The following is a 20,780-nucleotide window of genomic DNA, read 5'->3' as shown; positions in this document are numbered from 1 at the left end:
TTTTCCTCCTATATCACCACAAATCAGATCAATTCCGCCTGCTGGGCGAAACGTTGCAAGTTATTGTAGCCCAGCGTTGCATAGGTTAGCGGATGCGCGACGGCTGGGTCCTGTTCCGCTTCGACCACCAGCCATCCGCTGTAGTTGTTAGCTTTCAGAATGCTGAATACCGCCGGATAATCGACACAGCCATCACCCGGCACGGTAAAGACGCCGCTTAGCACCGCGTCCAGAAAGCTGGTTTTACGGTTTTTCACGTCTTTCAGCACGTCTGGGCGGATATCTTTGCAGTGAACGTGGTTGATGCGATTAATCCAGCGCTTCGCCACTGCCACCGGATCGGCCCCCGCAAACGCCAGGTGCCCGGTATCCAGCAGTAGCCCGACTTCCGGCCCGGTGTGTTCCATCAGATTATCCACGTCCTGTGCGCTTTCGATCACCGTACCCATATGATGGTGATAAGCAATCTGCACGCCCTGACGTTGTGTGTAGCGCGCAAATTCGGTCAGCTTTTTGCCGTATTCCGGCCAGCGTTCTTCTGGGAAGCGCGGACGCAGATGAACCGGTTTTTGTTGGTCGCCATGGATCGCGCCCGTGACTTCGGCAAACACCAGTACCGTCGCGCCGAGGTCGCGCAGCAATGCCAGATGCCCTTGCACCGCTTCAATCTCTTCTTCGACTGAACGGGTCAGCAATTCGCCGGAATACCAGCCGGAGACTAACCGCAAATCATGCGCTTGCAGGATCGGCGCCAGCACGCTGGCCTGACGTGGAAACTTGTTACCTAATTCAAAACCGACGAAGCCTGCCTGCCGCCCTTCGCTCAAACAAGTTTCCAGCGGCGTGTCCGCGCCCAGAGAAGGCAAATCGTCATTGGTCCAGGTGAGTGGATTAATACCAAGTTGAACAGTCATGTTATTTTCCCTTTATTCGATCACATAGAAACGGGTTAACCGCGCTGACGCCAGACGGCGATCAGTTGCAGGTAGTTATGTTTAACTTGCTCAATCAATTCGGCGTCATCGATCTCGTTACGCAGCCACTTTTGTGCTGGCTGGGCAAACAGGGTACGACCGACAGCAAACCCTTTCACAATCGGGAAATTGACGGCGGCGCTGAACCCCTGTTGTAGCGTTTCCAGCGGCGCATCCAGTCCAAGGATGACCACGCCGCGACAGTAAGGATCGCGCTGCGCCAGCAGCGGCGTGAGCTGTTCCCAGCCTTCGGCAGACAGCGGTGGCAACTTCCACCAGTCTGGCCGCACGCCAAGGTTGTAGAAGCGCTGTATGGCACGCAGATAAAGCGCATCACTGTGCGCCATCCCTGCGGGAAGAATGACTTCGAGCAGCAGTTCATGACCCGACTGACGACAAGCCTGATAGACCTCCATCACCTTCATTTCCTGCTCGCGCCGCAGCGCGTGGGCATCTTCAGGGTGGAAGAACACCAGACATTTCACCACGTGCTCCAGCGGCCAGCTCACCAGTTGTGAACCGATGTTGCCGCGTTCCATGATTAACGGACGCGATCCCGGTAGCTCAATCGGTCGGCCGATCCACCAGCCTTTGCCAGTGATGTCATTCAGTGCATCCTGTCCGAACGTGCCGTCGCACAGCAGACCCGCTTTGCCTTCCAGCCCTGCCTGTTGTGCCGCGTCATAGCTGGCACGCAGAATCAGCTTTTTCAGTGCCGGAATACGGCTGATTTCCGTGCCGCAGTTCAGCGCCATGTCTTCCAACTGGCTACGGTGATCGAACGCGATCACGCACAGCTCATGCCACTGTTTACGACGTGTCGTCACGCGGTGCAGATGGTTAAGCTCTTCGTCCAGATCGGGGCGTGGAACGCTCGCCGCACGCGCCAAATAGTTATCCAGCTCGATTTTGCTTGGCATCGCTGGCGCACAGCCGTGGCGTGATACCACCAGCGCACCACAGGCATTGGCGTAAGCACAGGCTTTCTCCCAACCTTCATCGTTGAGATAGCCACGCAGCAGGCCGGACATAAACGCATCACCCGCACCTAACACGTTCAGCACATCCACACGGACGCCTTTGATCGTAATGCCTTTATCCAGGTGGTCGGGAATGGTATCGCTAAACACCGAACAACCCAGCGCCCCACGTTTGCACACCAGTTCCGCCTGCGTGTACTGCCGTACCGTGCGCAACGCCTGCAAGGTATCCGTGCTACCGCCCGCAATGTGGAATTCCTCTTCGGTGCCGACAATCACGTCGAACAGCGACAGCACCTGCTGCAACTGTGCTGTGACGGCCTGCGCTTCAACAAAACGGGTTTCACCATCGCCCAGCGACGTCAGCCCCCATAGCACCGGACGGTAGTCAATATCCAACGCCGTCTTCACCCCGTTGCGCCGCGCATATTGCAGTGCCGTCAGCACCGCTGCACGCGTGTTAGGGTGAGAGAGATGCGTGCCGGTAATCGCCAGACAGCGTGATGACGCAATGTAATCTTCGGTGAAATCCTCAGGCGAAATCGCCATATCGGCACAGTTATCGCGGTAGAAAATCAGCGGAAAGGTATCGCGATCTTTGATGCCTAACAACACCAGTGCTGTCAGACGTTCTTTATCGGTAATTAAATGGCTGGTGTCGCAGCCGACCTGATTCAGCTCTTCACGCAGAAAGCGCCCCATATGCTCGTCGCCGACCCGCGCCAGCATGGAAGAACGTAGCCCCTGTCGCGCCGTGCCATAAGCCACATTGCCGGACGACCCGCCCAGATACTTAGCAAAACTGCCCATATCTTCCAGACGCGCACCGATTTGCTGCCCGTACAGATCGACAGCAACGCGCCCCATGCAAATCACATCAAACGTCTTTTCCTTACTCATAGCGGCAAACCCTGTAAAAAGTCGCGTAAAAAAAACCTTAATCAGCCCACCTCGCCCACGTTCACCCAGCGCGCCGTTTCGTGTGACTGCACGATCGCATCCAGAACCCGTGAGACTTTCCAGCCCTCTTCAAAATCCGGCCACATAGGTACGTCGGCCGCAATACCGTCGATCAGATCGCGTACTTCCACCGTTTTCTGATCGTTAAATCCAACGCCGTGTCCAGCACTGGCACAGAAGGCCGCGTAATCAGGGTGTTGTGGTCCGGTCAGCAGCGTTTTAAATCCCTGCCGATTTTCCGGTTCGTCATGTCGATAGAGCTTCAACTCCGCCATGCGTTCCTGTGTGAAACTCAGCGTGCCTTTGGTGCCGGTCACCACGTAGGTGAGGCCCATTTTGCGTCCGCAAGCAATGCGCGAGGTTTCAATCACGCCGCGTGCACCGTTGGCAAACCGCACCATCGCGTGCGCCTGATCTTCATTCTCCACCTGTACCCGCTCGCTGCTGCCCGATACCGTCGGGCGCTGCGCAATCACCGTTTGCAGATCGCCGCAGACGCTGGCGATATCACCCACCAGATACTGCGCCATGTTGACGATGTGCGCCGCCAGATCCCCCAGCGCCCCCAGCCCTGCGGTTTCTTTAAAGCAGTGCCAGTCTGCGGGTTTGTTCGGATCGGCCAGATAATCCTCATTGTGCGTGCCGTAAAAATGCACCACCTCGCCAATTTCGCCGCTGGCGATAATCTCTTTGGCCAGTTGTGAGGTCGGGTTCTTCATGTAGTTGAAACCCACCAGCGTTTTCACGCCCGCCCGCTGCGCAGCATCGACCATTTCTCTGGCGTCACGCGCGTTCAGCGCCAGCGGTTTTTCCGAGTAAACATGCTTGCCGTGCTGGATAGCCGCCATCGCCATCGTCTTATGCAGAAAGTTCGGCGCGCAGATATCCACCACATCAATGTCGGGATCGGCCACCAGCGCGCACCAGTCTCCCGTCGAGCGCTGAAAACCGAATTCCTGCGCTCGTTTAGCCGCCAATTCTGGCGACACTTCCGCTAGCATGGCTTTCACCAGATTCCCTTTCAGCGCGAAGACTGTCGGTGCCTGCGCGTAGGCGATGGCATGCGCACGCCCGATATAGCCCGTGCCGATTAACCCAATGCGTACATCCTTCATATCCACCTCGGTGCAAAAAAGATTCGGTACAAGCGCGGATCAGATCGCGCCGCGACGGCTCTTGGCATAGGTGTCAAAGGCCACGGCCAGCACGATAATCAACCCGGTGATAATCTGCTGGTAGTAGGCCGACACATTCATCAACACCAGTCCGTTAATCAGAATGCCCATGATGATCGAGCCGATAATCGTGCCGCTGATCCGGCCATAGCCCCCCATCAGCGAGGTGCCGCCGATCACCACCGAGGCGATGACGCGCAGTTCGAAGGTGATCCCCGCAACCGCTTCTGCACTGCCGAGACGGGCGCTGAGAATAAATCCCGCCAGTCCGGCCAGGCAGCCAATCACGACGTAGACGCTGACCAGCACACGCTGCACATTCACACCAGCGAGTCGAGCGGCTTCGGTGTTGCCACCAATGGCGTAGACGAAGCGTCCCCAGCGCGTTTTATGCAGCGCCAGATAGCCCAGCAGGGCGACCAACGCAAAGATCCAAATCGGCACCGAAATACCGAGGATCTCTCCCCGCCCCCACCAGCGATAGCCGGGGTCAAAGCCCGCAATCGGCGCACCGTCGTTCATCACCAGCGTTAATCCCCGCCAGATGGTCATCCCGCCCAACGTGACGATGAATGGCGGCAGACGCAGTTTGGTCACCCCTAAACCATGCAGGAAACCAATAAAGGTGCCCATTGCCAAACAGACGCCCAACGCCACCAGCCAGCTCAGGCCGTACCAGGCATCGGGATCGACGGTGGTGAAGTTGTCGCCTTTAATCACCGAGGCGGCAGTGATGGCACATACCGCCAGAATTGAGCCGACGGACAGGTCGATCCCGGCAGTCAAAATGACGAACGTCATCCCTACGGCCATGATGCCGTAGATAGACACTTCGGTCAGGATGTTGGTGATGTTGCGTTCTGACAGAAAGTTGCTGTTCTGTGACTGAAAGAAAATCAGCAGCAAAATCATGAAAATAAACACGCCGAAGCGTTCAAAAAAAGCAATCGGGTCAAAACGTCCGCGCGTATTGGACGGCGTAATGGTCTTAGAAAGCGGCTGCTGGGACATGCGTCACCTCCGTTATGCGGCGTGTAATGCGTCGTGGCAAATGGCCATCATCGTCATCAGTTTTTCTTCTGTGGCGTCATCGCCATGAATTTCCCCGCTGATCCGTCCTTCACTGAGCGTGATAATGCGGTCGGAAATCGCCATGATTTCCGGCAGGTCGGAGGAAATCACAATCACGGCGACACCCCGTTTCGCCATATCGAACAGCACCTGATGCACTTCGGACTTGGTGCCGACATCGATGCCGCGCGTGGGCTCATCCACGATCAATACCTTGGGATTCAGCGCCATACAGCGGGCAAGAATCACCTTTTGCTGGTTACCACCCGACAGCTTGCGCACCTCCTGATCGCTGTTCACCATCTTGATGTGCAGCGCCTGACGGTAGGCGTCGATCAGATCGTCTTCTTTACGGGTGTTAACAAACCAACGCCAGCGCATGAGCGATGAGAGGTTAGAGAGCGAGATGTTTTCCCTGATTGACAATCCCAGTACCGCGCCCTCTTTCTTGCGATCTTCCGGCACCAGCGCAATACCCTGCGACAGTGCATGCAGCGGCGTGGACGGATGATAAGGTGCGTCATCCAGTACAAACTCACCGCTAGAGAACCCATCGGCACCAAATAGGCAGCGCGCGATCTCTGTGCGCCCCGCGCCCACCAGCCCGGCGATACCGAGTACTTCACCCGCATGCACCTGAAAACTGATATCTTTCAGTGCGATACCGTGCGCATCCAGCGGCGGTTTTTCCCGGTTTAAGCCCTTCACCGCCAGACGTACCGGTTTATCCTGATGATGCGTCTCGGAAGGTGGGCGGCGGTCGAACACCACGTCACGCCCCACCATCAGGCGAATAATCTCCTGCACGTTGGTGCTGGCGACATCCCCAGAGCCGGTGTAGCGGCCATCCTGAAACACGGTAAATCGGTCACATAATTGAAAGACTTCATGGAGTCGGTGTGTCACATACACCACGCTCACGCCGCGACCTTTTAGCTCACGTACTACGCGATGCAGGCTGTCGACTTCACTGTCGCTCAGCGCCGCCGACGGCTCATCCATTACAATCAGTTTGGCGTTCAGCGTCAGCGCTCTGGCGATCTCCACCATCTGCTGCTGCGCCACGCTCAAACGCGCCACCTGCGTCGTCGGCGCAATGTTCAATTTCAGGTAATCCAGTACCGCTTTCGCCTCGCGGTTGACCGCCAGCGCATCAACGAATAATCCACTGCTCTGGGGTTCACGCCCCAGGAACATGTTTTCCGCCACGCTCATATTCGGCAGCAAATTAAATTCCTGATAAATGGTGATAATCCCACGCTTTTGGCGTTCAACTGGCGATTCAAGCAGTAACAGTTGCTGACCACCAAACCAGATATCACCGCTGGTCTGCGGCTGCGCCCCTGCCAGCGCTTTTAACAGCGTCGATTTACCCGCGCCGTTCTCTCCCAATAGCGCATGAATTTCTCCCCGCTGTACGGTCAGTTGCGCATTACTCAGCGCCCAGACGCCGGAGAAGCTCTTTGCCAGATTGGTGATGTTCAGTAGGGGTTCCGTCATGCGTACCTTCCTCCCGCAAGGCCGCGCGGACGCGGCCTGCTGAATACCTTTTATACCCGTAATACTTCAAGCTGCATGTGCGTTGGCTGCGTTTAAATACTCGGCCCGTCATGGGCCTCGCCCTGAAGGGCCAACACTCTGCGTTGTTCAAAACGTTAACGTTTTGTCCTGCCACTCGAATTATTTGGGGTATATGATTTAATAATGGCGTGGAAAACGATTTATTTACCCGCTTCGCCAATGCGCTCGGCATCGTTCAGATTATCTTTGGTAATCATGGTCGGTTGGTAGTCAGCCCCGGTGATCGGCGCTTTACTGCGGATGTTATTGGTTAACTGCGTTAATGCCGTGGTCACCGCATAGCCTGGACGCTGATCGGCAGTAACCGCCAACCAACCGTCGCGTACGCGAGCCAGCGCTTCCGGCACGGCATCAAAGCCTGTCACCATCACATCGCCGGGTTTCAGCCCCTGCCCCTGTAACGCTTCAATCGCGCCCAGCGCCATATCGTCATTCGCAGAGAGGATCACCTGCGGGCGTTTAGGCAGCGAAGGAAAAACACTTTCAACGATGCGCATTCCTTCAGAACGCATCCAGTTCCCCGTCTGGTCAGCCACAATGTGATATTTGCTGCCGCCCGCTTTCAGGCTGTCGCGGATCCCCTGCGTCCGCTCAATGTTAGAAGAAGAGCCCGGCTGACCGGTCAGCAGAATGATCTCTGCCCCATCCGGGAACTTGGTTTTCACATAGTCGGCAATCGCCTGACCGCCTTTGTAGTTGTTAGCACCAAAATGCAGCACCGCTTTTTCTGTTTTCACCGAACGATCCAGCGTCACCACCGGCAGTTTGGCATCTTGAATTTCGGTCACCGCGCTGGAAACCGCGTTGACGTCATTCGGTGACACCACAAAGCCCTGCGCACCACGCGTGATGGCATTCTCTAAATCGGCAGCCTGCTTCGGCGAGCTACCCTGTCCATCCAGCACTTGTAAATTCACGCCCAATTCTTTGGCGGCTTTAACGGCAGTGCGCTGCATGTGAACTTCAAACGGCATAGCGAGATTCGGCGTACTGAAAACGATTTGTTCATTTTGAGCCTGAGCAAAACCAGACAGACCCAGTGCGATGGCGATTGCGGTAACGCTGATGATCTTTTTCATATGTCTTTTCTCTTCATCTGCTTCTGTTATGGGTATGGGTGTAGGGTTGAAAGCAGGTAAAACGCGGTGTGCCGATACGGTTACACGGCAACCTCCTTGCCTTGAGCCAGGGATTCAAACGCTTTATCCGCCAGATTCAGCGCGCGTTCGCCATCAAGCCCGGAACATTCCGGCTGCGTGTTGCCATGCAAGACCTCAACAAAGTGCTGCCACTCTGCTGCATAGGCCGCGTGATAGCGTTGCAGGAAGAAATATTCAGGTTTCGCGGACAGGCAACCGTCGTCTGTCCACTGCTCAACCACGTTCTCACGGATATTGCCCGCGCTGAGCACGCCTTTCGCGCCGTGCAATTCGAGACGCTGATCGTAGCCATAGCCGGAACGGCGGCTGTTGACGATGGTCGCCATCGCGCCTGAGGCAAATTTCAGCACGATAAATGCGGTATCAATGTCACCCGCCTCGCCAATCGCCGGATCGACCAGATTGCTGCCTTGTGCAAAGACCGACACCGGCTCTTCGCCCATAATGAAGCGCGCCATATCGAAATCATGGATCGTCATATCACGGAACATACCGCCAGAAACGCGGACATACTCGGCAGGCGGCGGGGACGGATCGCGCGAGATAATCAGGAGAGATTCTGGTTTGCCGATATTGCCTTCGCTCGCCAGCGTTTTGACACGGCGGAATTGCGGGTCATAGCGACGATTGAAGCCCACAAACAACGGTACGTTCTGCTGTTTGACGACGGTCAGGCAATCGCGAACGCGAGCAATATCCAGATGCACCGGCTTTTCACAGAAGATGGCTTTGCCGTGTTTGGCGGCTAACTCAATCAGATCGGCGTGCGTGTCAGTCGCGGAGGCAATCAGGACAGCGTGCACGGCGGGATCGTTCATAACCTCGTCAACCGTTTGTACTTTGGTATGGTAACGTTCGGCCAGCGCGATAGCATTTGCGGGGTTGGGATCGACCACCGCGTACAGGTTAGTTTCTTTGTGTGCCGCGATGTTCACTGCATGGACCTGACCGATGCGGCCAGCGCCCAGTAAAGCGATGTTAAACATAGTTGCTCCCCTGCTGCCTGAGTGATAGTTAACGCCAGACTGATAAAGTGACGGGATAACGGTGAATTTCATTCTCTCCTGCCCCATCACTCACTTTTTACCGCAAATCCTGATAGCTAAAATAAAACATTTATTTCAATTTTGTATAAATTGAAAATTATGTTTTTGCGTACCAGTTAACATTTTCATGACATATTCACTGTTTTCTGCAACCCCAATCACACATCGAATGAGAACGTTTATGGCGATATACATGACTATCTGGGGATCGGTCAGGTGCAGGCTTATAACAGGAGGGAAAATGAAACTGCGGTTTGAAAATGAAATGGATATTTCAGTTTAATGTTACATGTGAGAGAAATCTTAAGCAGCACTATGACGCTAAGCTAACAATATCTAAAGCCATATGAGTGTCTTTCTGTTTCTGTTTCCTCGGCGTAAAAAATTGCGCTGAGGTGGGCGTGACTGCCGGGTGAGCGGCATGGACGCCGCGAAAGGCAGTGCCGCGTTGGGAACGCGTCACTGACGGCCCAAACAGCGGTCACGAACGCCGAAGGTATCGCGCAGCGACGCCATTAGCGCCGAAAAGCCAGTGGTCAAGGCGCTGCGGCGATTGAGCGCGCCTTGTCGGGCGTGTGTGGACACACTGAAGAAATAAGTATGTTTAACACGCCCGAAACCTTCGCAGAGGCTGGAATGAAACGGCAAAACTCATACCAGCCGCCTGGCACAGCCTGCCTAGTACTGCCGTGCGCGGGAAAGCGCAGCTTTCACACTATTGGCCGCAGATTCAATCTCTGGGTTGTCGGCAACTTGCGCCGTTCCCGTGCGCCACCAGGATTCATAGCCGTGCGTCATGGTCTTCGGCAGTACCTTGATATCGAGCAGTACTGGTCCCGCGTGCTGGCGTGATTCAGCCAGAGCGAGTTTGAGCGAAGCTTCATCATGCACCCGCCACGCTTTGCAGCCGTAGCTTTCGGCATTCTTGGCGAAATCCACCGGAATGAGCGCACCGCGCAGTTGCCCCGATTGCGTATCGCGGTAGCGGTTTTCCGTACAGAAGCTGCCCATACCCTGACTCATTTGCAGATTATTGATACAACCAAAACCCGCGTTGTCGAACAGCAGTACCGTGATCTTGATGCCTTCTTGTACCGCCGTTTGCAGTTCCGTGTGAAGCATCAAATAAGACCCGTCGCCGACCATCGCGTAGACCGGCTGCCGCGGTGCTGCAAGGCGTGCGCCAATCGCCGCCGCAATCTCGTATCCCATGCAGGAGTAACCGTATTCCAGATGATAGCTGTCCGGCGTTTTCACCTGCCACACACGCTGTAGATCGCCCGGCAGTGAGCCCGCCGCACCAACCACAATCGCGTTATCCTCCAGTTCCTCATTCAGTATGCCAAGTACCCGCGTTTGCGTCAGATGGGTATTCAGCATCTGGCGGTATTCATCCAGCTTGTCTTCCAGACCATCCACCACTTCCGGCACCAGTTCCCCCTGATCTTGCACGGTAAACAACCGCTGTAACTCCTGGTCCCATTCCGCACGCGCCTGTTCGATAGCCTGCTGCCAACCGCTACGATACGACACCGTTGCCAGCCGTTCACTCAACGCTTCCAGCCCAACACGGGCATCGGCGATCAGGGGTTGCGCATCCAGTTTTAGCGCATCAAATTCGGCAACGTTGAGCAGTAAAAATTCGACATTCGGGTTCTGAAACAGCGACTTGGAACCGGTGGTGAAATCGGTTAAACGCGTCCCAACGCCGATAATCAAATCTGCCTTTTGCGCGAGCCGATTCGCTGCCAGCCCACCCGTGACGCCAATACCGCCACAGTTCAGCGGGTGCGATGAGATAATCGCGCCCTTGCCCGCCTGCGTTTCACCAAACGGAATCGCAAACTGCTCAGCAAACTGTGCCAGAGCATCATGTGCACCGGAATAACGAACGCCGCCACCGCAAATCAGCATTGGACAGCGTTTTCTCGCAATCAACGCCGCAGCGTCATCCAGACGCGATGCATCTGGCGGACGTCGTTCGAGGTGATGGACGCGCTTGCGGAAAAACGATGCAGGATAATCCCAGACTTCCGCCTGTACATCCTGCGGCAAACACAACGTTACCGCACCGGTGTCTGCCGGATCGGTCAGCACGCGCATGGCATTAATCAGCGCGCTCATCAGTTGTTCAGGGCGATTAATACGATCCCAATAGCGAGAGACCGGTTTGAAGCAGTCATTGGTGCTAATGGACAGATCGTGATATTGCTCGACCTGCTGCAATACCGGGTCCGGCTGGCGGCAGGCAAAGAGATCGCCAGGGAGAAGTAGCACGGGAATACGGTTGGCGGTAGCGGTCGCCGCAGCGGTCACCATATTTGCCGCGCCGGGCCCCACTGAAGAAGTCACCGCATAGATTTTCCGCCGCTTGTGTTGTTTAGCAAACCCAACGGCGATGTGCGCCATTCCCTGTTCGCTGCACCCCTGATGCACCGTGAGGCAGTTCGCTTCCTGCTCTAATGCCTGACCGATGCCCAACACATTACCGTGACCAAAAATGGTCATGACGCCCTGCACAAAGGGGGTTTCTTCACCGTCTACGCTGATGTACTGCTGGTTGAGAAACCTGACTAGCGCTTGTGCCATGGTGATGCGACACGTATCCATTGATCTACTCCTTAAATAAGGATCTGATTTCTATAATGAACTATGTATATTCAGCGAGCATTTCGTGCGCGAAAATTTAGCCATTCTTATGCTACGTTGTAGCACGCGCCCGACTCAGGGCGCTCAATCGCCGCAGCCCTGAGAACCCAGGCTTATGGCGATAAATTATGCCGCTACGCGGGTCCTTCGGTATGTGTCACCGTCATCCGAACCGCCAGTGACGCGGTCCCTCCGCGGCACTGGCTTTCGCGACATCCTTGTCGCTCTTTCGGCGGTGCACCTACCTCAGCATAATTTTTGACGCCGGAAGAGCACAACCAGTGCACTCCATTCATCACCCGTTAGCGGTCAAATCCTCACTCCAGCGTGGGCATGATGAAGCTGCTGGTGTGGTGTTCCAGACGGACGCTGGCAGGCCAGCGGCTGGTGACGGTTTTCATGCGGGTGTAGAAGCGTACACCATCGTTGCCGTGGACATTGAGCGGCCCAAAAATAGAGCGCTTCCAGCCGCCGAAGCTGTGGAACGCCATTGGCACCGGAATCGGTACGTTCACGCCGACCATGCCGGCCTGCACTTCTTCGCAGAACTGACGTGCCGTTTCACCATCGCGGGTAAAAATAGCCGTACCGTTGCCGTATTCATGATTATTAATCAGCGTCACCGCCGTCTGGTAATCCGGCACGCGCACGACGGATAGCACCGGGCCAAAAATTTCTTCCTGATAGATTTTCATCTCCGGCGTGACATTATCGAACAGCGTCGGCCCGATGAAATAGCCTTGCGGATGCCCCTGCACGGACAGCGTGCGTCCATCAATGCGCAGCGTCGCCCCTTGCTCGACACCACTTTGAATATAGTCGGCAATTTTCGCCCGATGCGGCGCGCTGATCACCGGCCCCATTTCATTTTCCTGCCCGTCCACCAAGCCCGGCCCAACACGCATCGCTTTTATCTGCGCGCTCAAACGTTGGTGTAGTGCTTCTGCCGTGTCATCGCCAACGGCCACCACCACCGACAATGCCATACAGCGCTCACCCGCCGCGCCAAACGCCGCGCCCATAATCGCGCTGGCAGCCATATCCATGTCGGCATCTGGCATCAGAATGCAGTGATTTTTCGCCCCGCCCAGCGCCTGACAGCGCTTACCGTGCGCCGATGCCGTCTGATAAATATATTCCGCCACTGGCGTTGACCCCACAAAGCTCACCGCCTGCACGCGCGGATCGGTCAACAGCACATCCACCGCTTCTTTGTCACCCTGAACCACGTTAAACACGCCATCCGGCAGGCCTGCTTCTTTCAACAATTGCGCTAACAGCAGCGAGAGCGACGGATCTTTTTCCGACGGCTTAAGCACAAAGGTATTGCCCGTCGCCAGTGCAATCGGGAACATCCACATGGGCACCATCGCCGGAAAGTTAAACGGCGTAATCCCGACACACACGCCAAGCGGCTGCATGAGCGAATGGCTATCCACACCGGTGCCAACATTCGCCGAGTGCTCCCCTTTTTGCAGATGCGGAATACCGCAGGCGAACTCAACAACTTCCAGCCCGCGCGTCACCTCCCCTACAGCATCGGAATAGACCTTGCCATGCTCCTGTGAAATCAGCCGAGCCAGCGTATCCATGCGTTCTTCCAACAACGCCTTGAAGCGGAACAGGACACGCGCACGGCGTAGCGGAGAGTGCTTTGACCACGCAGGGAATGCCGCCGCCGCGCTGGCAATGGCCTGCTCGACTTCCGCCTTATCAGACATCACAACCTGACGAATCTGCTCGCCCGTCGCCGGGTTATACACCGCGGCGTAGCGCTGACTGCGGCTGGAGACAATCGCCCCCTGAATGAAGCTAGATACGGTTTCCATGTTTACACCTTTGTGGGTTTGAGGAGACAAACGGCTGATATCGAATTACAGTATATGAAATGAATATTCCATTTAATGAGAAAATAAAATAAATGTTGATTATTGTGATCCGCTGCGAATTTTTATGTAAACTTGAAGTCAGCGGTCCATAAAGACAGGCGAGCAGCCTCTGAAATAGCCGTATTCCTAAAAGGGTGTGCCGTCAGAAATGTCGTACAGATAAAACAGCCGTATACAGAAATGAATTTTCTGTTCCGTTTCAGGTGCGGTCATTAAAGGCATGACGGAAGCCGAACAGAATCGTGATATGAGACTTTGGGAGATAACCCGATATGCCCATGGCAACCAGCCTGAGAGAGTTACAGGAACAAATCCGTGAGCGTTACGATTCGCTCAGCAAGCGGTTACAGCAGGTCGCGCATTATGTGCTGGATAATACCAACAGCATCGCGTTCGATACCGTCGCGGTGATCGCCGAACGCGCTGACGTCCCTCCCTCAACGTTAATTCGCTTCGCCAACGCCTTTGATTTCAGCGGGTTCAACGAAATGAAACAACTATTCCGCATGAATTTAGTGGAGGAAACCGCCAGTTATACTGACCGTGCGCGGCTGTTTCGGGCGATGGAAGCTGACGCGGTGCCAGAAACGCCGTTGGATATTCTGCATGAATTTGCCCGCTCAAATGCACAGGCGATGCAACAGTTGGCAGCACGCACCCCGCAAGACGATCTGCAAAAAGCCGTCGACCTACTGGCGCAGGCGGACACGATCTATATCGTGGGGTTACGACGCTCGTTCAGCGTCGCCACCTACCTTACCTATGCGCTCAGCCATCTGGAAAGCAATGCGATTCTAGTAAACGGTCTGGGAGGCATGTTTCGCGAACAGCTCAGCCGCGTCCGCTCACGCGATGTGGTAGTCTCCATCAGTTTCTCGCCCTATTCACAGGAAACCGTGATGGTCAGCGAAATGGCAGCTAAAGCCGGCGCGCGACAAATTGTGATTACTGACAGCCAGATCAGCCCGTTGGCAACGCTCAGCGATGTCTGCTTTGTGGTGAAGGAAGCGCAGGTTGATGCATTCCGTTCACAGTCTGCCACGCTGTGTCTTGTGCAGTCGTTGATGGTATCGCTGGCCTACCGGCAGGGAAGCGGCGCAGAACAGAGCGAAAAACAACAGCGCGGCTAGCCGGAACGAGTTAATTAGCAGAATAAACATGTAAGGAGACCCATTTAATGCTTCAAGTCATCGCACAGGATTTTATTAAGCCGGAGAGCATTGAGATCGTCATGCCACTGTACCGAGAATTAGTAGAGAAAACGCGACAAGAGCCGCTGTGCATCTCCTATGCGCTTTTTATCAATCAGAAAGATCCGGGGCATTTCACCTTTATCGAAACCTGGCCGGATAGAGCCGCGCTGGATATTCACTGCCAGACCGAACACTTCCAGCGTCTGGTTCCCATGATAAATAGCCACCAGCGAGCCGAGTGTACCTTCCTGCTGATGGACCCGTTTGACAGAAACATTACCACAGTTTGAATCAATTCAATTTTAGGTCGCTATGCGACCTACTTATCGTCGCAACATCTTCCTTATTTTGCTTTTTTTTACATTCAAATTTAATTCATTTTTTTTGAATTAAAATATCAATTTTTTCCTTCCTAAAATTTACCACAACCAGATAACATACAAAACCATCTGATAATAGGAAATAAAACTGTTAACTCAGCGGGAAATTATTATCAAACAAATTAAATAACCTGATAATCATTTACTAATATCGCCAATACATTCTTATCCAACCAACAATATTAAGGGATAAATAATGTGTCGGTAGATATCGGCTCTCATTCAGGAGGAATCGATGTTTAACATAAAACAAGTGGTCGCATTTACGGCGCTGATAGCGGCGGCAGCGAGCAGCTCTGCGGCAGTAGAGACCGACAAGCGTCCAATCAATGATCTTTATCAGAACGCACTTCGAGAAGGCGGTATTGTAACTGTATACGCAGGCGGAGACACGCCGGGTCAGCAGGATGGCATCAAACAGGCGTTTGAAAAACGCTTTCCAGGTATGAAACTCAACGTCATTGTGGACTACAGTAAATACCACGATGCCCGTATTGATAACCAGTTGGCGACCAATACGCTGGTGCCGGATGTGGTACAGCTACAAACCTTGCAGGATTATCCGCGCTGGAAGAAAGAAGGCGTGCTGCTGAGTTACAAACCGATTGGCTGGGACAAAGTGTATCCAGCGTTTAAAGATAAAGACGGTGCCTGGACCGGCGTGTTTGTCGATGCGTTCAGCAACGTGGTCAATACCAAGCTGATTGCCGAAAATGCCTGGCCGACAGAAGCTAATGATTACCTGCGTCCCGATCTGAAAGGCAGTATTGTCTTGACCTACCCGAACGATGACGATGCCGTGCTGTTCTGGTTCAAGCAGGTCGTGGATAAATACGGCTGGGAGTATGTTGCGAAGTTCAAAGAGCAGAACCCCGTTTACGTGCGGGGTACGCAGGCACCAGCAGACGATGTAGAAAGCGGTAAATCTGCAGCGACATTCTCAACCGACGGCGCGCTTGCTCCCGATCAGAATGCCAATTCCCGTTTTGTTCTGCCTAAAAACGATCCATTCGTCTCTTGGGCACAGCGGGCGGCCATTTTCAAACAGGCCAAACATCCGGAAAGCGCCAAGCTGTATCTGAGCTGGCTATTGGATAAAGAGACGCAGAGCAATGTCTGGTATATGTGGTCGGTTCGTACTGACATTGCACCGCCCGCTGGCTATAAACCTATCTGGGAATATAAGAATACCAGCCCGCAAGCTTTTGCCGATTTCATGAGCGATCGTGAGGCGGTAGAGTCATTCCGTGCCCAGATCGGGCTGTATCTTGGCGAAGTGAAAGGTGAACCCTCTCCGGGTCACTTAGGGCTGCATCCAAAGGAAGCACTACCGCATTAATGTGCGCTCTGTAGTCTGATCTCGATGGATTCCACAACGCCGTGGAATAAAAAAGACAAATCCCTTATCACCATCTCTATGGCATAAGGGCTTTTGTCTATCACCGAAAGATAGTCACATACCAAACAGTTATCTTGCGCGATCAGGCCACTTCAGTTCGGCGACGGCCTTTATTTTTTGCCCGATAGAGCGCCATATCCGCCGCTTTTAACCAGTCAATATACTGCCCCATCTCCGGCGAAATCTCCGCAATGCCAACGCTGACAAAAACCGCGAGCTGGGGTGTCTGGCTCAGGAACTTCAGCGATAAACTCTCTCGAATGCGATTCACCGCATCCAGCGCGTCCCCCGCACGGGTTTGCGGTAAAATAACGGCAAACTCATCCCCACCGAATCGCCCAATTACATCCGTATCCCGAAAGCCGGACGTTAGTTCACGCGCCAACAGCAATATCGCCTGATCGCCGACGTTATGCCCAAAATTATCGTTAAATGCTTTAAAATGATCGATATCGAACAGAACCAACGTCGCCGTCCGCTTATGACGCAGACAAATGTCATACTCGTGTTTCAGCAGGTGTTCCCAGTGGTGACGATTATAGAGATTCGTCATACCGTCATGAATGCTAACTTCCATCAGCATACGTTTATGTTCCGCTAGTTTCAGCGCGGTAGTGTAGGTCACATAGCCCAGGGAAATCGGGTAGATCAACAGCATCGGCAGGCAGGCATAAAGCTGTATCGGCGTCGTATCCAGCGAGATAGGCACCGCAAACAGCGCAAGAACCAGTACGCCTGTGGCACACTGTAATACGATGCCTTGAACAAACAGCTTGATTCCACCACCAGCCGTGCCGTTCATCCCAACCATCGCAACAATCAGTGCGCTGGGTAAAAGATTTACGCCCATAAATCCTATCCAAACACCACCAAAAACCACATCAATCAATAAATTGTGCCTCTCACGCCGCATAGGATCGCGTGACCGCTGGGATAGTCTGTAAGCCAGGTGAGGCCAGACAAAAACGTTCACAAAGAGTAATCCCCATAATAACGCTGGCGTAGGCTTGGTAATCAGCACCGAGGATATAAAGAGAGCACACAGTATCGTACCGGCAATACGTGGAATGTAGACACGCTGGGAAAAGCGTAACCCTGAGCGACGTACATCTACCGTCAAAAACGTCGGCGGCAAGGCTGACATAACGACCCCTATGCGGTTCACTAACTAATAGCGAGAAAAGAATATTATGGCTGAAAACATGTCAGCAACAATGAGTAGTTTTTACATTCATTGTGTTACATAACGAACTGGCGTTGTAACGGTTAAACAGAGTAACACGAACGTTAACCCACGGTGGTCTTACCCGTGATTTGCGTGTTGTCAAAGCCTGCAATAGCGCCTTTCCCCTGATCGTAACAGACAGGAGTTTCCGTTCATGCGATGTTTTGATGCGTATTCCGGGCATTCGTGGGAGAATGGTAGCGGCGCTTATGCTCTGGGGCTGGGTGCAGAGCCCTCGTTCGATGGATTTGCAGATGGAACGTTCTATGTTTTCAATGCAAAGTGCTTGCATGCAGGGTTGGAGACAGCAAATATAGGCTGGGAGTTACTCTTTATTCATTTCAGCGAGGCACCGAATCCACGGCTCCCTTATATGGATAGATGAATGCAACATGGCTTGATTTTCCTGCCCCATATATTCATATTCCGATCGGAGGAAAAACGCAGGTTAATACAGCATTATACTCTAAACCTTAACAACCGCTGATCTGAGGGGATAACAACCTGATATGAATGCGGTTACATCGCGCATCATATCAGGTTTCATTGTATTTTAGTCCACGAGCGCCTTTACCTAACGACGGATTTAGCGTCCACCTTCGCCTTCATCCTCTCGTGCACCATTGAGCCTGACGAGCCGCTTCAACAGCCTCAGCAACTTCACGCCATCTGGCGACCCCAGCCCTGTACAGGCATCCCATCCTTCAGATGCGACAAATGCCCCATTATTTCCCCGCACGATATCTTTGCAGCTATTACGGTTGCGATAAAGCAGCGGGGGAATAAACAACGCGACCGACTCGGTCAATGCGAGCATACGCGCCAGTAAACCGGCCCACAGCGGCGCAACCGCACTGGTTCCCCCAACCACGCCTACCTGTCCGTTGACTTCAATCAGGTAGCCCGTTTCAGGATCGGCATTGCCGCTAACATCGGGTACACCACGATGTTGCAGGGCGTGCTGGCCGCCATATTTATCGACCAGAGACAGCCCTAACTGCCAGCCAGGTAACGCAAAGTACTGACTAACGCCGCCCCCCGTCGCGCTACCATCTCGGCTGTGCCACGCTGTTTCCTCTTGCGTTTTTTGCAATCGAGTACCGCCACAGGCCAAAACGTAAGGACTGGAAGCAGGGAAATTCACATGCACCCCATGCGGTTCACCATCACTCGATCCTAGATCGCCAGAGGCTACACACACCGTAATACCTAATGCTGCCGCCGTTTGAAAGGCCTGATTGAACACCTGTAATGCTTGTGCCGTCCATTTTGACTCACTGCCCCCCCAGCTAATTGAAATAACCGACGGTGCGTTTCTCTCATCATGGATCGCAGCATTGATCGCTTCTAAAAATCCAGCATCAGTGTTCGGGGCAAAGTACACCACAATTTTGGCGGCAGGGGCCAGCGTACCCACAATTTCGATATCCATCTGCACTTCGATATCAATGGGATTCACCTCGTTTTCACCGTCTGGCGATGTCGGAGAATTCGTCGCCCCCCCGACACAAACATCAACAATCTGCGGTGAGCTGACGCCCATGCGTTTAAAATAGTGCTCCAATTGCGGTAAGTGATATCCGCCCCCCAGTTCAATAATACCGATGCACTGCCCCGCCCCATCATGTTCAGGAAAGTGGTAGTGCTCCGCCAGTTCTAGCGGCGTATAACTTGACGGATGCGTTGTCGCATTAGAGAACGCGTCATTCACATGCAGGCAGCAGTTCGTTGCCAGGCGATCATCAAGGCCAAGCACGGCAACCACGACGCCCTGTAGATATTCCGGTAGATAAATCCCCCCAGCTCTTCCACGAAATGTTCCATGTTTGTGGTCATACCGGGCTAAGCTCACACGAAACGCTTGCTCCATCTGCCCCACCGTTCCCGCCAAAAAGACGGTACGGCTGGCAGGATGTTCACGTTCAATAGATAACCGATAATGACGCGCAAACGCACGGACATGTTCTATATCGGCCTCATCAGCGCCGAATTTTCTGGCATAACTGGCTTTCGACAGCGGTCTGTTGGCATTGATCCCGCCAAATTGTGGGTCGATGCTATCGTGCAGTTCGGCGTAATATTCATCATCTGGCGTGGTAAAACGTAGCACCAGCATGACTCTGATGCTTTCATTAATATTACAGCGTTCGCGATACGCGGCATCAGCGATATTTCCGCGCTCGCTCCCTTTCAATAATTGGTAAGTCATCGTCTTCTCCCCCACTCAGCTATTTGCCGTCTGGTTCAATTTGACTCAATGCCACATAAATCTGGCGTTTGTCGTTCTGTGACAGATGCTCAACATTAATAGAAGAAAGAAAAGCCTCCTCTTGCTGAGGCGTAAAATGCCCGCCATTCGAGAGGTAACGTTTAATACTTATCAGGAGTTGGTCGTCAATCGTCAGCAACGTGGGCCTGATCGTGTCGTTCAACGAAAGCGGCGTCCAGTCGTTCTCCGGTGTCGCAAGCCAGTCCGCCATATAGCGATACTGAATGGCTTTGCTGGCATTCATTAATGAAGTAAAAAACAACTGTGTACTCTGAGGGAATAAACCAACGGTCGCAGATTGCTCCCGCACCTTACTCAAAATACGTTCCTCTTGTTTTAGATCCTCAACCGGCAGATGTTGACGAGCCTTATACCCCGCAACATCTTTCATGAGCACCATCCTCTCCTGAATCAACTGATAGATACCAAAAGAGTTATCCTGCACGGCCGCATGCAGAGGGAGACACCAGGCAGAACTCATCACTAATGAGATAACAGCGGAAATAGGAAAATTCATCGGGTTGCACTCTCCTGTTAGTACTACTACAAAGATCTATGGCTAGATTTTTATTTCGCCACTGCGGCAGGAGATAATAGGTTTCGCGATATGAATCTTCCATGACGTAAATATTTCAATCATTACTCACAGGAAACACTTTTTCTTAAAAATTACCCAGACTGTCGTGACATCCACTATTAAGTCGCTAAATTACAAGCAGCTTAGGGATCGCCTCCCTGAATCGTAACCCTCGGCATCAGATGATTAAGACACAAACAATAACCAAATGAAATAGTTCAAATAAGTTATCAAATGGTGATATTAAGCTGT

The 20,780-nt window shown here is 53.4% G+C and carries 15 protein-coding genes; 3 read left to right on the top strand and 12 right to left on the bottom strand.

The annotated features are described in order from the left end of the window. Nucleotides 1-23: 23 nt before the first annotated feature. The 9 genes from iolE to A8F97_RS03655 all read right to left on the bottom strand — a co-directional run bounded on the left by iolE (nucleotide 24) and on the right by A8F97_RS03655 (nucleotide 13,425). Nucleotides 24-914 carry a myo-inosose-2 dehydratase gene (iolE, locus tag A8F97_RS03700; RefSeq protein WP_014700596.1) on the bottom strand — a complete coding sequence of 297 codons (891 nt, stop codon included), beginning with the start codon at nucleotides 912-914 and terminating at the stop codon, nucleotides 24-26. Nucleotides 915-949: 35 nt separating this feature from the next. Next, nucleotides 950-2,854 carry a bifunctional 5-dehydro-2-deoxygluconokinase/5-dehydro-2-deoxyphosphogluconate aldolase gene (locus A8F97_RS03695; RefSeq protein ID WP_033071745.1) on the bottom strand — a complete coding sequence of 635 codons (1,905 nt, stop codon included), beginning with the start codon at nucleotides 2,852-2,854 and terminating at the stop codon, nucleotides 950-952. A gap of 41 nt (nucleotides 2,855-2,895) precedes the next feature. Further along, nucleotides 2,896-4,029 (bottom strand): Gfo/Idh/MocA family protein, encoded by a 1,134-nt coding sequence (locus A8F97_RS03690; RefSeq protein ID WP_033071746.1) that lies wholly within the window; start codon nucleotides 4,027-4,029, stop codon nucleotides 2,896-2,898. Between the two features lie 39 nt (nucleotides 4,030-4,068). After that, the gene (locus A8F97_RS03685; protein ID WP_015730847.1) at nucleotides 4,069-5,100 is read right to left on the bottom strand and encodes an ABC transporter permease; all 1,032 of its coding nucleotides are present in this window, start codon (nucleotides 5,098-5,100) and stop codon (nucleotides 4,069-4,071) included. A 12-nt stretch (nucleotides 5,101-5,112) separates the two neighbouring features. Further along, a complete protein-coding gene (locus tag A8F97_RS03680; protein WP_033071747.1) occupies nucleotides 5,113-6,660 on the bottom strand; it encodes a sugar ABC transporter ATP-binding protein in 1,548 nt (515 codons plus the stop codon). 221 nt (nucleotides 6,661-6,881) lie between these two features. Beyond that, nucleotides 6,882-7,820, bottom strand: a complete 939-nt coding sequence (locus A8F97_RS03675; protein ID WP_014700601.1) for a substrate-binding domain-containing protein — start codon at nucleotides 7,818-7,820, stop codon at nucleotides 6,882-6,884. 80 nt (nucleotides 7,821-7,900) lie between these two features. Then, complete coding sequence (gene iolG, locus A8F97_RS03670) at nucleotides 7,901-8,887, bottom strand: inositol 2-dehydrogenase (RefSeq protein WP_033071748.1); 987 nt, start codon at nucleotides 8,885-8,887, stop codon at nucleotides 7,901-7,903. Between the two features lie 738 nt (nucleotides 8,888-9,625). Then, complete coding sequence (iolD, locus tag A8F97_RS03660) at nucleotides 9,626-11,557, bottom strand: 3D-(3,5/4)-trihydroxycyclohexane-1,2-dione acylhydrolase (decyclizing) (protein WP_033071750.1); 1,932 nt, start codon at nucleotides 11,555-11,557, stop codon at nucleotides 9,626-9,628. A gap of 356 nt (nucleotides 11,558-11,913) precedes the next feature. Beyond that, entirely contained in the window at nucleotides 11,914-13,425 is a 1,512-nt protein-coding gene (locus tag A8F97_RS03655) for a CoA-acylating methylmalonate-semialdehyde dehydrogenase (protein ID WP_015730851.1), read from the bottom strand. Between the two features lie 332 nt (nucleotides 13,426-13,757). Here A8F97_RS03655 and A8F97_RS03650 point away from each other — a divergent pair, with 332 nt between their 5' ends. The 3 genes from A8F97_RS03650 to A8F97_RS03640 all read left to right on the top strand — a co-directional run bounded on the left by A8F97_RS03650 (nucleotide 13,758) and on the right by A8F97_RS03640 (nucleotide 16,397). Next, the gene (locus A8F97_RS03650; RefSeq protein ID WP_014700605.1) at nucleotides 13,758-14,615 is read left to right on the top strand and encodes a MurR/RpiR family transcriptional regulator; all 858 of its coding nucleotides are present in this window, start codon (nucleotides 13,758-13,760) and stop codon (nucleotides 14,613-14,615) included. Nucleotides 14,616-14,662: 47 nt separating this feature from the next. Continuing rightward, the gene (locus tag A8F97_RS03645) at nucleotides 14,663-14,968 is read left to right on the top strand and encodes a putative quinol monooxygenase (RefSeq protein WP_033071751.1); all 306 of its coding nucleotides are present in this window, start codon (nucleotides 14,663-14,665) and stop codon (nucleotides 14,966-14,968) included. A 325-nt stretch (nucleotides 14,969-15,293) separates the two neighbouring features. Further along, nucleotides 15,294-16,397, top strand: a complete 1,104-nt coding sequence (locus A8F97_RS03640) for an ABC transporter substrate-binding protein (RefSeq protein WP_033071752.1) — start codon at nucleotides 15,294-15,296, stop codon at nucleotides 16,395-16,397. Between the two features lie 142 nt (nucleotides 16,398-16,539). Here A8F97_RS03640 and adrA read toward each other — a convergent pair whose 3' ends face one another. The 3 genes from adrA to A8F97_RS03620 all read right to left on the bottom strand — a co-directional run bounded on the left by adrA (nucleotide 16,540) and on the right by A8F97_RS03620 (nucleotide 20,468). Next, nucleotides 16,540-17,601, bottom strand: coding sequence for a diguanylate cyclase AdrA (gene adrA, locus A8F97_RS03635; protein ID WP_015730855.1), 1,062 nt, complete (start codon nucleotides 17,599-17,601; stop codon nucleotides 16,540-16,542). A 667-nt stretch (nucleotides 17,602-18,268) separates the two neighbouring features. After that, nucleotides 18,269-19,891 (bottom strand): S53 family peptidase, encoded by a 1,623-nt coding sequence (locus A8F97_RS03625; RefSeq protein WP_014700610.1) that lies wholly within the window; start codon nucleotides 19,889-19,891, stop codon nucleotides 18,269-18,271. Nucleotides 19,892-19,910: 19 nt separating this feature from the next. Further along, nucleotides 19,911-20,468, bottom strand: coding sequence for a chorismate mutase (locus A8F97_RS03620; RefSeq protein WP_015730857.1), 558 nt, complete (start codon nucleotides 20,466-20,468; stop codon nucleotides 19,911-19,913). Nucleotides 20,469-20,780 lie beyond the last annotated feature (312 nt).

It is taken from the genome of Pectobacterium parmentieri, from assembly GCF_001742145.1.
GTDB lineage: Bacteria > Pseudomonadota > Gammaproteobacteria > Enterobacterales > Enterobacteriaceae > Pectobacterium > Pectobacterium parmentieri.
Note: the sequence above shows the minus strand (reverse complement) of the source record. Positions and strands in the feature narration are given on the sequence as shown.

What these genes read in the sequence shown, in the direction of transcription:
- iolE (WP_014700596.1), bottom strand. Translation starts at nt 914, where the DNA reads ATGACTGTTCAACTTGGTATTAATCCACTCACCTGGACCAATGACGAT.
- A8F97_RS03695 (WP_033071745.1), bottom strand. Translation starts at nt 2,854, where the DNA reads ATGAGTAAGGAAAAGACGTTTGATGTGATTTGCATGGGGCGCGTTGCT.
- A8F97_RS03690 (WP_033071746.1), bottom strand. Translation starts at nt 4,029, where the DNA reads ATGAAGGATGTACGCATTGGGTTAATCGGCACGGGCTATATCGGGCGT.
- A8F97_RS03685 (WP_015730847.1), bottom strand. Translation starts at nt 5,100, where the DNA reads ATGTCCCAGCAGCCGCTTTCTAAGACCATTACGCCGTCCAATACGCGC.
- A8F97_RS03680 (WP_033071747.1), bottom strand. Translation starts at nt 6,660, where the DNA reads ATGACGGAACCCCTACTGAACATCACCAATCTGGCAAAGAGCTTCTCC.
- A8F97_RS03675 (WP_014700601.1), bottom strand. Translation starts at nt 7,820, where the DNA reads ATGAAAAAGATCATCAGCGTTACCGCAATCGCCATCGCACTGGGTCTG.
- iolG (WP_033071748.1), bottom strand. Translation starts at nt 8,887, where the DNA reads ATGTTTAACATCGCTTTACTGGGCGCTGGCCGCATCGGTCAGGTCCAT.
- iolD (WP_033071750.1), bottom strand. Translation starts at nt 11,557, where the DNA reads ATGGATACGTGTCGCATCACCATGGCACAAGCGCTAGTCAGGTTTCTC.
- A8F97_RS03655 (WP_015730851.1), bottom strand. Translation starts at nt 13,425, where the DNA reads ATGGAAACCGTATCTAGCTTCATTCAGGGGGCGATTGTCTCCAGCCGC.
- A8F97_RS03650 (WP_014700605.1), top strand. Translation starts at nt 13,758, where the DNA reads ATGCCCATGGCAACCAGCCTGAGAGAGTTACAGGAACAAATCCGTGAG.
- A8F97_RS03645 (WP_033071751.1), top strand. Translation starts at nt 14,663, where the DNA reads ATGCTTCAAGTCATCGCACAGGATTTTATTAAGCCGGAGAGCATTGAG.
- A8F97_RS03640 (WP_033071752.1), top strand. Translation starts at nt 15,294, where the DNA reads ATGTTTAACATAAAACAAGTGGTCGCATTTACGGCGCTGATAGCGGCG.
- adrA (WP_015730855.1), bottom strand. Translation starts at nt 17,601, where the DNA reads ATGTCAGCCTTGCCGCCGACGTTTTTGACGGTAGATGTACGTCGCTCA.
- A8F97_RS03625 (WP_014700610.1), bottom strand. Translation starts at nt 19,891, where the DNA reads ATGACTTACCAATTATTGAAAGGGAGCGAGCGCGGAAATATCGCTGAT.
- A8F97_RS03620 (WP_015730857.1), bottom strand. Translation starts at nt 20,468, where the DNA reads ATGAATTTTCCTATTTCCGCTGTTATCTCATTAGTGATGAGTTCTGCC.